This window comes from Streptomyces sp. NPDC048278, assembly GCF_040652195.1.
Classification (GTDB): Bacteria; Actinomycetota; Actinomycetes; order Streptomycetales; family Streptomycetaceae; genus Streptomyces.
Map to the genome: position 1 here is coordinate 69041 of NZ_JBEZLP010000036.1, position 13446 is coordinate 82486.

General features: G+C 73.5%; 12 protein-coding genes. 6 read left to right on the forward strand and 6 right to left on the reverse strand.

Features of this window, described 5'->3' with window-relative positions; all coding sequences use genetic code 11:
• The first annotated feature begins 18 nt into the window (after positions 1 to 18).
• A complete protein-coding gene (locus tag AB0D74_RS40905; protein WP_362598832.1) occupies positions 19 to 618 on the forward strand; it encodes a hypothetical protein in 600 nt (199 codons plus the stop codon).
• Here AB0D74_RS40905 and AB0D74_RS40910 read toward each other — a convergent pair.
• Entirely contained in the window at positions 615 to 1535 is a 921-nt protein-coding gene (locus AB0D74_RS40910) for a 2-dehydropantoate 2-reductase (RefSeq protein WP_362598835.1), read from the reverse strand. The two genes, AB0D74_RS40905 and AB0D74_RS40910, sit on opposite strands and share 4 nt — an antisense overlap.
• 90 nt (positions 1536 to 1625) lie before the next feature.
• Here AB0D74_RS40910 and AB0D74_RS40915 point away from each other — a divergent pair, with 90 nt between their 5' ends.
• On the forward strand, positions 1626 to 1856 hold the full coding sequence (locus AB0D74_RS40915) for a DUF2277 domain-containing protein (protein WP_351494278.1): 231 nt from the start codon (positions 1626 to 1628) through the stop codon (positions 1854 to 1856).
• A 33-nt stretch (positions 1857 to 1889) separates the two neighbouring features.
• On the opposite strand, the gene AB0D74_RS40920 is transcribed toward AB0D74_RS40915, so the two are convergent.
• The 4 genes from AB0D74_RS40920 to AB0D74_RS40935 form a co-directional block, all read right to left on the reverse strand.
• Positions 1890 to 2495: a VTT domain-containing protein gene (locus tag AB0D74_RS40920; RefSeq protein ID WP_362598838.1), complete on the reverse strand. Its 606-nt coding sequence runs from the start codon at positions 2493 to 2495 to the stop codon at positions 1890 to 1892.
• A gap of 183 nt (positions 2496 to 2678) precedes the next feature.
• Positions 2679 to 4625 carry an FAD/NAD(P)-binding protein gene (locus tag AB0D74_RS40925; protein ID WP_362598841.1) on the reverse strand — a complete coding sequence of 649 codons (1947 nt, stop codon included), beginning with the start codon at positions 4623 to 4625 and terminating at the stop codon, positions 2679 to 2681.
• Between the two features lie 111 nt (positions 4626 to 4736).
• Positions 4737 to 6362 carry an alkaline phosphatase D family protein gene (locus AB0D74_RS40930; RefSeq protein WP_362598844.1) on the reverse strand — a complete coding sequence of 542 codons (1626 nt, stop codon included), beginning with the start codon at positions 6360 to 6362 and terminating at the stop codon, positions 4737 to 4739.
• A 120-nt stretch (positions 6363 to 6482) separates the two neighbouring features.
• On the reverse strand, positions 6483 to 7127 hold the full coding sequence (locus AB0D74_RS40935; RefSeq protein WP_362598847.1) for an HNH endonuclease family protein: 645 nt from the start codon (positions 7125 to 7127) through the stop codon (positions 6483 to 6485).
• A gap of 421 nt (positions 7128 to 7548) precedes the next feature.
• Between AB0D74_RS40935 and AB0D74_RS40940 the strand changes: the two genes are divergently transcribed.
• The 3 genes from AB0D74_RS40940 to AB0D74_RS40950 all read left to right on the forward strand — a co-directional run bounded on the left by AB0D74_RS40940 (position 7549) and on the right by AB0D74_RS40950 (position 10087).
• Positions 7549 to 8130: a TMEM165/GDT1 family protein gene (locus AB0D74_RS40940; protein WP_362598850.1), complete on the forward strand. Its 582-nt coding sequence runs from the start codon at positions 7549 to 7551 to the stop codon at positions 8128 to 8130.
• A gap of 233 nt (positions 8131 to 8363) precedes the next feature.
• Positions 8364 to 9026 (forward strand): HAD-IA family hydrolase, encoded by a 663-nt coding sequence (locus tag AB0D74_RS40945; protein ID WP_362598853.1) that lies wholly within the window; start codon positions 8364 to 8366, stop codon positions 9024 to 9026.
• A 218-nt stretch (positions 9027 to 9244) separates the two neighbouring features.
• Positions 9245 to 10087 carry an MBL fold metallo-hydrolase gene (locus AB0D74_RS40950; protein WP_362598856.1) on the forward strand — a complete coding sequence of 281 codons (843 nt, stop codon included), beginning with the start codon at positions 9245 to 9247 and terminating at the stop codon, positions 10085 to 10087.
• A 123-nt stretch (positions 10088 to 10210) separates the two neighbouring features.
• Here the strand turns inward: AB0D74_RS40950 and AB0D74_RS40955 are convergent, their stop codons facing one another.
• A complete protein-coding gene (locus AB0D74_RS40955) occupies positions 10211 to 11206 on the reverse strand; it encodes a peptidoglycan-binding domain-containing protein (RefSeq protein WP_362598858.1) in 996 nt (331 codons plus the stop codon).
• Positions 11207 to 11382: 176 nt separating this feature from the next.
• Between AB0D74_RS40955 and AB0D74_RS40960 the strand changes: the two genes are divergently transcribed.
• Positions 11383 to 13419, forward strand: coding sequence for an MFS transporter (locus AB0D74_RS40960; protein ID WP_362598860.1), 2037 nt, complete (start codon positions 11383 to 11385; stop codon positions 13417 to 13419).
• Positions 13420 to 13446: the final 27 nt, after the last annotated feature.

Here is a 13446-nt window from a genome sequence, read left to right on the forward strand (position 1 = left end):
GAACGGAGTGGGGACGGGATGAGCGGGCAGCGGCAGTCGGCGTTCGTGAAGGTGTGCGGGCTCACCCAGGAGCGGCAGATCGACTGGGCGGTGGAGCTGGGGTACGACGCCGTCGGGATCGTCGTGACGCCGAAGAGCAAGCGGTACTGCCCGCCGGAGCGGGCCGTGGAGCTGGCCGCGTACGCCCGGGGGCGGATCCCCGTCTTCGCCGTGGCCCTGACCCTCGCCGAGACGGCCGCCGTCGCCGAGCACGTCGACGTCGTCCAGATCTACGAGCAGGCCGACATCCCGAACCTCGCCCTCGCCTCCGGCACCCCGCCCGAGAAGCCGGAGGCGCTCCGGTACTTCTTCTACGACGCCAGCGCGGGCAGCGGCGTGTTCGCGGACATCCCCGCCTGGGTCGGTGAGGTGCCGGGGAAGGTGGTGATCGCCGGCGGCCTGGACGAGCACAACGTGGCCGGTGTCATCGAGGAGTTCGGGCCCTACGGCGTGGACGTCTCCAGCAGCGTCGAGACCGCGCCGGGGGTGAAGAGCCGCGAGAAGATGGCCGCCTTCGTCGCCGCCGCCCGCACCCCCGGACGTGCCTCCGGACGTGTCTCCGGACGGAACAGCCGCTAGCGTCCGGCCTCGCGCAGCTCCCTGACGATGCGGGCCGTCACCGGCACCGGTACGCCGTGCCGGTCCGCCGCCCGCAGCAACGCGCCTCCGATCGCGTCGAGTTCGAGGGGGCGGCCGGCCTCCGCGTCGCGCTGCATCGAGGACTTGGCGGCGGGCGGGAAGGCGTCGTACCGGGCCAGGGCCTGGGCCGGGTCGACGGGGGCGCCGCAGGCGCGGCTGACGGCGGCGGTCTCCGCCACCAGGGACGCCAGTTCCTCGCGGTGCCGGGTGCGGGCCTCGCCGAGGGGGAGGGCGTAGCGGGTGGTGAGGAGGGCGAACGGGGCGAGGAACGCCATCTTCGCCCAGAGAGCGGTGGTTTCGTCGTCCAGGACGGCCGTGGCCGGGCCCGCCGCGGTGAGGGCTTCGGCGAGGGCCTCCAGACGGGGGCGGGGGACCTTGGCGCCGGTCAGGTCGATCTCCGCGAAGGGGCTGGTGTGTTCGACGAGGCCGGGGGCGGTGCGGGTCGACTCGACGCGGATCACGGACGGGGCCACGCGGTCGGGGGCGTAGCGGGCGCGCAGCAGCGCGGGGTGTTCCACGCCGTTCAGGAACGGGACGAGGAGGGCGTCGCCGAGGGCCGCGGGCGGGATCCGGGTGAGGGCCGCGTCCAGGGCGGTGGCCTTGACGGTGACCAGGCACGCGTCGACGGGTTCGCGCAGGGCCGTGTCGGCCTCGACGGGGGCCGTGAAGTCGCCGAACCGGGTGCTGCGGACCTGGATTCCGGTGGTACGGAGCGTACGGGCCGTCTCTTCGCCCGCGAGGCAGAGGACGCGGTGACCGGAGCGGGAGAGCAGGGCGGCGAGCAGGCCGCCGACGCCGCCGGGGCCGAGGACGGCGACGGTCAGGCGGGGGACGGGTGCGTTCGGGGTGTCCGGCATGGAGCTGTCCTCTCGTCGGTCGGCCCCGGGAGCGGTGGCCGCCTACGAAAGATCCTCGCAGGAAGAAAGGGGCTGCGGGAGACTGGGGACATGTGCCGGAGTATCAAGACCCTGCGTCCGCCCCAGTTGGCCGAGGAGGCCACGGAGGAGGAGATCCGTGCTGCCGCGTTGCAGTACGTGCGGAAGGTGTCCGGGTTCCGGGCGCCGGCCGCGCACAACCGGGAGGTGTTCGAGCGGGCGGTGGACGCGGTCGCGGAGGCGACCGCCGCGTTGCTCGGCGGACTGGAGGTGCGCGGGCAGGGGGCCGTGAGCGGGGGCTGAGGCCGAGGTGGGGGTCAGTGGAGGCGGTGCGGACTACGCCGGGCGGCGTCTTCGCATCAGGTATCCCGCGCCGGCCCCCGCGCCGAACAGTGCCGCCACCGACACCGCCGTCGCCATCCAGGTCGCGCCCAGCCACTGGGCGCCCAGCCAGCCGAGGGCGACGCTGTAGACCGCCCAGGTCAGGCCCGCCAGGGCGGACCAGGGGAGGAAGTCGCGGACGCTGCGGTGGGTCGCGCCGGCGCCCAGGGAGACGATCGAGCGGCCGGCCGGGGCGAACCGGGCCAGGACGACCAGCGCGCCGCCGCCCCGGGACAGGGCCTCCCCGAGACGTTCCTGCGCGCGGCTCAGCCGGCGGGAGCGGGCGATGGCGCGGTCCAGGCGGGCCCCGCCGCGCCGGGCCAGCCGGAAGGCGAACAGGTCGCCGAGGACCGATGCGGTGGCCGCGCAGAGGGTCAGCGCCAGGATGTCCGGCAGGGCGTGCGGCGGTACCCGCCCGGCCGACGCGCCGGTACCCGCCGCCGCTGCCGTCGCCGCGGTGATGACCAGCACCCCGCTCGGCAGGACCGGCAGGAACACATCAAGCAGCACGGAGAGGGCCACCATGGCGTATATCCACGGCCCGGCCTCCAGCGACCCCATGCTTTCCCACACGACGGTTCCCCCGTGATTGTCCTGATGCGCCCCCCGACGACAGCCATACAGCGTACGCGGGGGGTGTGACAGGAGTGTCACGGGGGGCTCGTATGTTCGGCAAAGGGTTATCGGGGAACGCCCATACATGTGCCATGCGCGTGCCATGCGCGGACCATGCTGTGCCCGGTGTCACACGCCGACCGGCGCGTGCCGTTCGGCCGTCGTCGGCCGCGCCTGCCCCTCGGCTGCCGCTGTCCGCAGCACCGCCCGTGCTATCGCGTCCGCGTCCGAGAGGGTCACCGAGTCCACGCCCGGGCGGGCGCCCGCCGCGGTCACCCAGTGCACGCCCTCGGTGGGCACCCCGAAGGCGAACCGGCGTGCGTGCGGGCGGCCGTGGCGGTCGATGACGCGGTAGGGGCGCGGTGTGACGTCGACGCCGCCGGTCTCGTGGCCGTCCACCGTGTGCGGGCGGCACGCCCCTTCGCGGACCAGGCCGGCCAGCAGTTCGTCGGCGGTGCGGCGCAGGTCCGGCTCGGGGAGGCGGGCCTCCACGACGGTGGTCACGCGGACCTCCGAGCCGGGGACCGCGGGGGAGCGGGCCACCCACGCGCCCGCCTCGTCGTCCACCTCCACCCCCGGGCCGAGCACCTCCACCACTCCCGCAGAGAGCAGCGCGGCCAGCTCCTCGATGCGGCGGCGGGGCGGGCCGATGGACAGGAACGCGTTGAGCGGGGTGTACCAGCCGTCCAGGTGGGCCCGCCGGGAGGCGCCGGCCAGGCCGCCGTGGTCGACGATCAGCCGTATCTCGTTGCGCAGGTCGCGCAGCACGTCCAGGGCGGCCTTGAGCGGGCCGCGCACGTTGCCGAGGGCGGCCTGGGCCGCGTCCGCGCGCAGGTATCCGAGCAGCCAGGCCCGCCACTGCGCGGGATCGGCGAACTTCAGTTCCCCGTAGGGGCGTTGGAGGCGTTCCCAGGACCAGCGGTCCTGCTCCGGCACGCCGTGGGCGTCGAGTACGGCCGTCTCCGCGGGCCGGCCGCCGGCCGTGAGGAAGCGTTCGGTGAGCTCCGGGTCGCCGGTCAGGGCGGAGTAGTAGACCGTCTCCACCTCCTTCGCGACCAGCGGCCAGACCTCCGTGCGGAAGTCGGGCGCCGCGCCGGAGTCCGCCTGCTTGCGGAAGGCCGCGATCACCTCGGGGGTGAGCAGCAGCGGGGTGTGACGGCCGTACGGGCCCTTCGCGTTGTCGCCGCGCGCCTGGTACGGGACGCCGCGCCGGGAGCCCGCGTACAGGCGGGGCTCGCGGCCGGAGGGGGTGTAGCGCAGGGAGCCGTCGGGGGTGCGGGTGAAACGGCCGCCGCGGCCGGTGGTCAGCAGGGCCAGGTGGTCGAAGAAGTTGAGGCCGAGGCCGCGCAGCAGCACCGGTTCGCCGGGCGCGAGCGGGGTGAGGTCGACGTCGGCCGGGTTGGCGGGCGGGATGTGCCGGAGGCCGTGCCGGGCGGCGTGGGCGGACAGGAGGCGTTCGCCGGGGGACGCGGTCGCCGGGAGGTGGCCCTGGGCCAGCACGACCGCCGCCAGGCCGGGCAGGGTGCGGCCGTCGTCGAGGGTGAGCGTCTGGCGGCCGTCGGGGTCGTCGCGGAGGTGTACGGCCCGGCCGCGATGCGTCAGCACCCGGACCGTCCGCGGTGCCCGCGCCGCCGTCCTGGTGAAGACCCACTCCAGGTAGCGGCCGTAGTGGGCGCGGGTCGGGTAGTCGTCGGGGCCCAGGTCACCGGCCGCCCACGTGTGCAGGCTGGGTCCTGGCCGGACGGGGCCCGCGCACTCCACGCTGTCGTCGGTGAACAGGGTGACCTGGCTCGCCACGGTGTTCATCAGCAGCTCCGCCGGCTGCGTCGTACGCCAGACCCGGCCGGGGCCCGGCGGGGCCGGGTCGATCACGTGGACCGTGAGGCGCCGTCCCGGGGGCAGCAGTTCGGGGGCGGAGGCGCAGAGGCGTTCCAGGACGCTGGTGCCGCGCGGGCCGGCGCCGACCAGGGCGACGGAGACCGGCACGGATTCCTGGGGCGAGGAGGACAAGGACGTGACTCCCGGGCTGTGGGGGCGCAGGGCAGGAAGACCGTCCGCGGGACCGCTGCGGGGCATCGGAAGCGGACGGTCCGCCTCATCATGCCGTTGCGGTTAACAGAAGCCAACGTGCGCCCCACACAACCCAGTTGTCACGCAGCTGTCCCGTGGTTGTCCCGTGGTCGTCCCTCATGGGGTGGTCAGGACGGACTCCGTCACGGTCTCCAGGGTTCCGTCCCGCCGGGCCCGCTCCAGCCGCAGCCGGGCCGAACGGCCGTGCAGCGTCAGCGTCATGAGCTGGTTGCCGAACCACGGCCCGCCCCGCTTCCGCCACGTCACCGGCGGCGGCGCGCACCGCCCGTGCCGGGCCAGACGCCGCCCGAGAAGCCGGGCCGGGGCGCTCCAGCCGAACCGGAAGCCGGCCCGGATCGTCGGCGGCACGGAGTTGTGGACGGGGGAACAGGTGAGTTGCAGCACACGGGACGCGGGCGCGGTCCCGGCGGGCCACGCGGGCTCGGCGACGTAGGCGTGGTGGACGTCCCCGGAGAGCACGCAGACGGAGGCGGGCGCCTCGGGCCCGGAGCCGGTCCGGGCGAACAGGCCGGCCAGTTCGGCGAAGGAGGCGGGGAAGGCCGCCCAGTGCTCCAGGTCGGCCGCGCGGCGCAGCCGTTCCCCGAACCGGGCCCAGCGGGTGCCCCGTTCGCCCCGGCACAGGGCCGCGTCCCAGGTCTCCAGGTCGTGTATCAGGTGCGGCAGCAGCCAGGGCAGCGAGGTGCCGACGAGGAGGTGGTCGTACGACTCCCGGTCGTCCAGGGCCTGTTCGCGCAGCCACTCGGCCTCGCCGGGGTCGAGCATGGCGCGGCTCCGCTCGTCCAGGACGCGGGCCGCCCGGGTGTCCACCATCAGCAGCCGTACCCGCCCGAAGTCACGCCGGTAACTCCACCGTACGGCGGCCGGATCCGCGTCGGCCCCGGCGGCGAAGGCGCGCAACTCGTCCGTGCCGTCCGGTGCCTCGCACACGGCGGCGTACAGCGGGTCGGCGGCCAGCTCGGCCGGGGAGAGGTTGCCCAGGTGCTGGTGGACCCAGTACGACATCAGCCCGCTCAGCAGCCGCTCCTGCCACCAGGGGGTGGCGCGCAGGTCGGCCAGCCAGGCCGCGGAGGTGTTCCAGTCGTCGATCACGTCGTGGTCGTCGAAGATCATGCAACTGGGCACGGTGGAGAGCAGCCAGCGCACCTCCGGGTCGAGCCAGGACTCGTAGTAGAGGCGGGTGTACTCCTCGTAGTCCGCGACCTCGGCGCCGGGTGCCTCCGTGAGGTCGCGGCGGGCGGTCAGCCAGCGCCGGGTGGCCGCCGAGGTTTCGTCGGCGTACACCTGGTCGCCCAACAGCAGGAGCACGTCGGGCCGTTCGCCGCCGGCGGCGATGCGCGCGGCGAGGCTGTCGAGGGCGTCGGGGCCGACCGGGTCGTGGCCGTCGGCGGGCGGCGCGGCCCAGCGGCAGGAGCCGAAGACGACGTGCAGGGGGTCGTCCGCGGCCGGGACGCGGATCACCGGCGGCGGGAAGGGGGAGCCGGGCGGCGGCCACACGTGCGTGCCGTCCAGGAGGACGTCGTACGACGGTGAGGTGCCCGGGGCCAGCCCGGTGACCGGGACGAGGGCGTAGTGGTGGCCGGCCACCTGGAAGGTGCGCGCGGTGCCGCCGGCGCCGTCCGAGCAGCGCACCTCGGCGGTACACGGACGGCTCGCCTCGACCCAGACGGTCGCCGACGAGCCGTCGGTGTACCTCAGCAGCGGTCCCAGCCGCAGTCCGGCCACAGTCCCCGCCCCTTTTCCTCGGTCGGCTCGCCTAGGGGGCGCTGTGCGCCCCTTCGGCTCGCCTCGGTCGTCGCCCCGTACGGTACGGAACGACGGAGGCCCGCGGGGAGGTTCCGGTGCTCAGCAGGCGGAGAGGTAGCTGGTGAGCGCGCTCTTCTCGGCGGAGTCCACGGAGAGGTTGTAGTAGTACTTCACCTGGACCCAGGCGCGGACGTAGGTGCAGCGGTACGAGGTGAGGGACGGCATCCAGGTCGCCGGGTCCTGGTCGCCCTTGGACTGGTTCACGTTGTCCGTGACGGCGAGGAGCTGCGGGCGGGTGACGTCGTTGGCGAAGGCCTCGCGCTGGGCGGTGGTCCAGTTGCGGGCGCCGGAGTCCCAGGCCTCGGCGAGCGGGACGAGGTGGTCGATGTCGACGTCGGAGGCGGCGGTCCAGGTGGCGCCGTCGTAGGGGGAGTACCAGGAGCCGCTGGTGGCGGTGCAGGCGGAGTTGGTGACGACGTTCGTACCGTCGCGCTTGAGGATCCACTCGCGGGTGTTGCAGGTGCCGCTGATGGTGTCCCAGGTCGGGAACAGGTCACGCTCGTAGCCGGTGCGGACCTCGGTCGCCACGGTGAGGGAGGCGAGGTAGGTGCGGGCGGTGGACGCGCTGACCGGGGTGGGGAGGGCGGCGGAGGCGCTGGGGGAGTTGAACAGTGCGGCGGAGGCTATGAGTCCGGTGAAGGCCGCGAGTATGCTGAGTCGTCGACGCGCGTAGAGTTTCGGCATGCGAACTCCCTTGTGGGGTGGGGGTGTTGGAGCGCGAGCGAGGGAATGCTCGCGCCTCCGTGTTGCCGACGGGTGAGCGTTGGGTAAGAAGCTAGTGACGTGCTCATGACACGACAAGACATGCGACGTGACTCACAGGTGGGGCTGGTGGCCTTGGGATCGATGGTGGGGTCACGTAGTCTTGACGGCGTTGAAGGGGAGTAGCTCTTCGCCGGACCGTCGACATACTGCTCAGCCCGTCTGAGCCGGCGCCCGGAGGCGGACCTCGACCATCTCGGTCACGGGGCCGCCAGCGAGACCTTCGGCAAGCAGTGCACGCCCGTGCCCAACGGCACGGGTGACCGTGTGCGCTGCCGTGCCGAGGTGATCGTCTGCGAAGTGCGGTGCTCTCGGTGGGGTGGCCCCGACCGATTGAGGACCCTTGATCAGCATCACCGTGACGGCGCTCGTCTTCGGCGTCATCTTCCTCGCCGAACTGCCCGACAAGACCGCGCTCGCCGGTCTCGTCCTGGGCACGCGCTACCGGGCGTCGTACGTCTTCGCCGGTGTCGCCGCGGCCTTCCTCCTGCATGTCGTGCTCGCCGTCGCGGCCGGCAGCGTGCTGACCCTGCTCCCGCAGCAGATCGTGCACGCGCTGACCGGCGTGCTCTTCCTCGGCGGCGCGGCCGTGCTGCTGCTGAAGAAGGACGAGGAGGACGAGGAGATCCGCAAGCCGGCCGACCAGTCCTTCTGGAAGGTCGCCGGCACCGGGTTCATGCTCATCCTGGTCGCCGAGTTCGGGGACCTCACGCAGATCATGACGGCGAACCTCGCGGCGCGTTACGACGACCCGCTCTCCGTCGGCCTCGGCGCCGTGCTCGGCCTGTGGGCGGTGGCCGGACTCGGCATCGTCGGCGGCAAGGCGCTCATGAAGAAGGTGCCGCTGCGGCTGATCACGCAGATCGCCGCCGTGCTGATGCTGGCGCTGGGCGTGTGGAGCCTGTGGGAGGCGATCGCGGGCTGAGCGGGGGCTCGCCGCGGCCCCTACCGGGTTGAAGAGTGGGTGAACGGTCGGCGAAGGCGGTGGCGGGAACGGCCCTCTGTTTTGTACCGTGGAGAAACAAAGTGGCTCCCGCCCGTTTTCCCTGACCGGCGGGCGGGGCCGCCTTGTTTTTCCCGGCCTGCGTTCGGCCTGCGTACGACTTGCTTGCGGCCTGCTCGCGGCCTGCGTTCGGCCTGTGTAATAGGAGCTGCCCGATGACGGCCACCGTCCTCACCGCCCGCGCCCTCCTGCTCGACATGGACGGCACCCTCGTCAACTCCGACGCCGTCGTCGAGCGCATCTGGCGGCGCTGGTCCGAGCGGCACGGGCTGGACGGCGACGAGGTCATGAAGGTGGTGCACGGCCGCCAGGGGCACGCGTCCATGGCGGTGCTGCTGCCGGACCGGCCGATGAAGCAGAACCTCGCGGACAACGCGCGCATGCTGGCGGAGGAGACGGCCGACGTGGAGGGCGTGGTGGAGGTCCCCGGCGCCGCGGCCTTCCTCGCCTCCCTCCAGGGGCTGCCGCACGCCCTGGTGACCTCGGCGGACGTGGCGCTGTCCACGGTACGGATGGCCGCCGCCCGGCTGCCGCTGCCGGCGGTGCGGGTGACCGCGGAGTCGGTGGGCGCCAGCAAGCCGGACCCCGAGGGCTTCCTGAAGGGCGCCGCGGAGCTGGGCGTCGCCCCGGCCGACTGCGTGGTCTTCGAGGACTCCGGCGCGGGGATCGCGGCGGGCCGCGCGGCCGGCATGCGGGTCGTCGGCGTCGGCCCGCGGGCCGGGATGCACGGGCCGGACGTGGTCGTGCGAGACCTGACGCAGGTGCGGGTCGAGCCGCTGGAGGGCGGATCGATCCGGCTGACCGTGAACGAGGGCTGAGGCCGGGCACCGCCCGGGAACGCCTGCCGCAGGAACCCGGTTCCGGCTCGGGCGTGACCTGCCGATGCCCGTCCGGGGAAAGTGGTGGCCCGGCTGAGACGCGGCTACTGTCTATAGCGCGGGAAATCGGTGGGTTTGAATAGTTCCGGCCGCTGAGGTCCGGCCTCGCTCGTCGGCTGGGCTCGGCTGGCGTACTGTCCGTGACCGCGGGAGTCACCATGGCCGCACTCGGTTACATCGTCCATGTCGCTCCGCCCAAGCCGGCGGTGTCGGACGACCTCCCGCCGGGCGAGGACCGACGGATGTGGTCCCCGACGACGTCGACGCTGATCTACGGCGAGCGGGACGCCGTCCTGGTGGATCCGCTGCTGACCGTGGACGAGTCGCGCCGCCTGGCCGACTGGGTCGTCGCCCAGGGCAAGAACGTGACCACGATCTTCGTCACCCACGCGCACGGCGACCACTTCTTCGGGGCACCCGCGGTGCTCGACCGCTTCCCGCGGGCCCGGCTGGTCGCCGCGGCGGACGTGTCGGCCCACGCGGCGGGGCAGTGGGGCTCCGCCTGGTTCGACGGGGTCTGGCAGCCGCGCTTCCCGGACCAGATCTCCGACCGGCACCTGGTCCCCGAGCCACTGCCCGACGGCCGGATCGCACTGGAGGGCGAGGAGCTGCACGCGATCGAGCTCGGCCACACGGACACCGACGGCACCAGCCTCCTGCACGTGCCCTCCATCGGCCTGGTGGTGGCCGGTGACGCGGTCTACGGCGACGTCCATCTGTACCTCGGCGAAGCGAAGGGAGGCGGTGCGCGGCAGTGGCTGCGCGCGCTCGACGTCCTCGCGGACCTGCGTCCGGCCTCCGTGGTCTCGGGCCACAAGCGCGACGGCGACGAGGACAGCCCGGACGACATCGGCCGGACCCGCCGCTACATCGAGGACTTCACCGCCGCTGCGGGGACGGCGAACAGCTACACCGAGCTCTACGAGGCGATGGTCCGCCTGTATCCCGACCGCGTGAACCGCGGCGTGCTGTGGAACTCGGCGAAGACCGCACTGTCCTGAGGCCCGTTTCCACAGGTCACGGCTGAACAGCGCCCCGTAGGGGGCGCGGGGAACCGCGCGGCCGGCCCCCACGGGCCTCCAGCCACACCCGTACCGGAACCACCCCCCCGTCGGCCCGCCCCCCTACGGCTCCGTCGTCTCCGACTCCAGCGCCGCCCGCGTAGCCGCCCCGTACACCCCCGACTCGTCCGACAGGATCCCCCGCGCCAGCTGGTACGTGCGGACCGCGCTCTCGGTCTTGCTGTCGTAGTGGCCGTCGGCCTTCCCGGTGAAGAGGTTCAGCTGGGCCAGTCGCTGCTGCAACTCGGTCACCTCCGCCCCCGTGTCGCCGGGGCGGAGGACCGGGGCCGAGGTGGGCTGCGCCGAGGCCGCCGCGCCCGTCGTCGACGCCGACCCGGTCGGTGTCGCCGAGCGGGAGGGCGTCGGGGAGGGCGTCGCGCTGGACGGCGCGGGGGAGGACGGGGAACGCGACGCGCTCGGGCTCGCGGAGCCGGACGGCGTGGCCGGGGGCGAGGTCCCCGGCGAGGTGGCCGGCGCCGCGGCCGAGGCCGACGCCGTGCTCGGGGTCACGTCCGGGACGCTCTCCCGTACGTCCGCCGGTCCCGCGGTGTCCCGCTCCGGCGTCACGTGGGCGAACAGCCCGCCCGCGAACCCCGCCACCGCGAAGATCCCGACCACCGCCCCGGCGACCGCCGCCAGCAGGGCCCACCGGGGCAGTCGGCGCGAGGGCCGCGCGGGAGCCGCCTCGACCAGGTCGGCGGCCACCGCGCGCAACGGCACCGTCGCCTCGGCCGCGACCGGCACGGCCGACGGCTCCGTCACCACCGGCAGCGGGGCAGTCTCCCCGGCGTCGGCGTCGGCGTCGGCAGCGCGGTCGCCGTCACCGTCGCCGTCAGCAGCACGGTCGCCCGCGTCAGCGTCCGCGTCCGCCTCGATGGCCACGTACGGCCGTATCCGCAGCGGGTCGAAGTCCTCCGCCGCCGCCTGTTCGGCCGTACGCGCGTCGCGCAATGCGTCGGCGGTGCGCCGGTTGCAGTCGCAGGAGGGGGAACCGTCCGGTCCCTTGGGCGTCCCGCACTCCGGGCACTGGTGCCCCCCGCTCCCCGTCGCGTCCGTCACGGAGTCCGTCCCTCCCCTCACGATCCTCCCCCTCACGAGCTCCACAGCTTATGCAGAGCACCCACACGTACGTTCGCCCGAACCCCTTGTCTCATGGGCACCCAAAAGGACTCGACGGGCCATACCGGGTGACACCGTCCACGATGGAAGATGGCCGAAAGCCCCGGGAGGTCTCCATGGCCCTGGAAACGACGCGCACCCCGGCGAAGGACGCGGAGCGGGTACCCGGCAACGTGCTGGTCCCGATCGGCGCGCTGCTGCTCGGGCTGCTGCTGGCCGCGCTGGACCAGACGATCGTGTCGACGGCGCTGCCGACGATCGTCAGCGACCTCGGGGGGCTCGAGCACCTGTCGTGGGTGGTCACCGCCTACCTGCTGGCCTCCACCGCCGCCACCCCGCTGTGGGGCAAGCTCGGCGACCAGTACGGGCGCAAGCGGCTCTTCCAGCTCGCGATCGTGATCTTCCTCGTCGGGTCCGCGCTGTGCGGGATGGCCCGGAACATGGGGGAGCTGATCGGCTTCCGTGCCCTCCAGGGGCTGGGCGGCGGCGGGCTGATGGTGCTGTCGATGGCGATCGTGGGCGACCTCGTGCCGCCACGCGAACGGGGGCGCTACCAGGGGCTGTTCGGTGCCGTCTTCGGTGCGACCAGTGTGCTCGGGCCGCTGCTCGGCGGGGTGCTCACCGAGCAGCTGAGCTGGCGCTGGGTGTTCTACGTCAACCTGCCCGTCGGCGTCGTCGCGCTCGCGGTGATCGCCGCCGCGCTGCACATCCCGCGCCGGACCGCCCACCACGTCATCGACTACCTCGGCACCTTCCTGATCGCCGCCGTCGCCACCTGCCTGGTGCTGGTGGCCTCGCTGGGCGGGACGACGTGGGCGTGGGGGTCGGCGCGGATCATCGGGCTCGTGGTCGTCGGGGCGGTCCTCGCCGTCGTCTTCGTCGCCGTCGAGCGGCGGGCCGCCGAACCCGTGCTCCCGCTGCAGCTCTTCGGTGTCCGCACCTTCACCCTCGCGGCCGTGATCAGCTTCATCGTCGGGTTCGCGATGTTCGGCGCGATGACCTATCTGCCGACGTTCCTCCAGGTCGTGCAGGGCATCTCGCCGACCCTGTCGGGCGTGCACATGCTGCCGATGGTGATCGGCCTGCTGCTGTCGTCCACGCTCTCCGGGCAGATCGTCAGCCGCACCGGGCGCTGGAAGGTGTTCCCGGTCGCCGGCACCGGCGTGACCACCATCGGGCTGCTGCTCCTGCACCGGCTCGACGAGCACAGCCCGACCGCCGAGATGAGCGCCTACTTCTTCGTCTTCGGCCTGGGCCTCGGGCTGGTCATGCAGGTGCTGGTGCTCATAGTCCAGAACTCCGTCTCGTACGAGGACCTCGGCGTCGCCACCTCCGGCGCGACGTTCTTCCGCTCCATCGGGGCCTCCTTCGGCGTGGCGATTTTCGGTTCCGTCTTCGCGGGCCGGCTCGCCGACAAGCTCGCCGACGCCTTCCGGGGCGTCCACCTCCCGCCCGGCGTCTCCCCGTCCGCCCTCAAGGCCGACCCGCGCGGGATCGCCGCCCTGCCGCCCGCGCTGCGCCCGGCGGCCCTGCACGCGTACGCGTCCTCGATCACCGACGTCTTCCTGTACGCCGCCCCGGTGGCGCTCCTCGGCTTCGTCCTCGCCTGGTTCCTCAAGGAGGACCGGCTGCGCGGCTCGGTCACCGCGCCGGACGCCTCCGAGACCATCCCGCCCAACCCGGTCCAGCGGTCGTCGTACGACGAGTGCTCCCGGGCGCTCTCCCTGCTCGGCACCCGGGAGGGGCGCCGGCAGGTCTACCGGAAGATCAACACGCGGGCCGGGTACGACGGCCTGCTCCCCGCCTCCGGCTGGCTGCTGCTGCGGATCCGCAAGTACGGCTCGGTGGAGCCGGGACGGCTCGCCGAGCGCGGCCCCGTCCCGATGAACGTCGTCCTGGCCGGCGCCCGCCAGCTGGAGGAGCAGCACCTCGCCGACCGCCTGGGCCTCGACCTGACCCTCACCGAACAGGGCCGCGAGGTCGCCGACCGCCTCGCCAGGGCCCGCGAGGACTCCCTCGCCGACCTCCTCGGCGACTGGTGGACCCCGGACCGGCCCACCGACCTCGACCGCCTCGTGAAGGAACTGACCGACGAACTGTGCGGCACGGAACGCGAACAGCCGCAGAACCCGACGGCAGGGACGGTCGGTTGAGAAGTTCCCGGGAACCAGGGCAAGCAG

Excerpts from the sequence above, each read along its gene's own strand:
- AB0D74_RS40905 (WP_362598832.1), top strand. The coding sequence starts at position 19 with ATGAGCGGGCAGCGGCAGTCGGCGTTCGTGAAGGTGTGCGGGCTCACC.
- AB0D74_RS40910 (WP_362598835.1), bottom strand. The coding sequence starts at position 1,535 with ATGCCGGACACCCCGAACGCACCCGTCCCCCGCCTGACCGTCGCCGTC.
- AB0D74_RS40915 (WP_351494278.1), top strand. The coding sequence starts at position 1,626 with ATGTGCCGGAGTATCAAGACCCTGCGTCCGCCCCAGTTGGCCGAGGAG.
- AB0D74_RS40920 (WP_362598838.1), bottom strand. The coding sequence starts at position 2,495 with ATGGGGTCGCTGGAGGCCGGGCCGTGGATATACGCCATGGTGGCCCTC.
- AB0D74_RS40925 (WP_362598841.1), bottom strand. The coding sequence starts at position 4,625 with ATGCCCCGCAGCGGTCCCGCGGACGGTCTTCCTGCCCTGCGCCCCCAC.
- AB0D74_RS40935 (WP_362598847.1), bottom strand. The coding sequence starts at position 7,127 with ATGCCGAAACTCTACGCGCGTCGACGACTCAGCATACTCGCGGCCTTC.
- AB0D74_RS40945 (WP_362598853.1), top strand. The coding sequence starts at position 8,364 with ATGACGGCCACCGTCCTCACCGCCCGCGCCCTCCTGCTCGACATGGAC.
- AB0D74_RS40950 (WP_362598856.1), top strand. The coding sequence starts at position 9,245 with ATGGCCGCACTCGGTTACATCGTCCATGTCGCTCCGCCCAAGCCGGCG.
- AB0D74_RS40960 (WP_362598860.1), top strand. The coding sequence starts at position 11,383 with ATGGCCCTGGAAACGACGCGCACCCCGGCGAAGGACGCGGAGCGGGTA.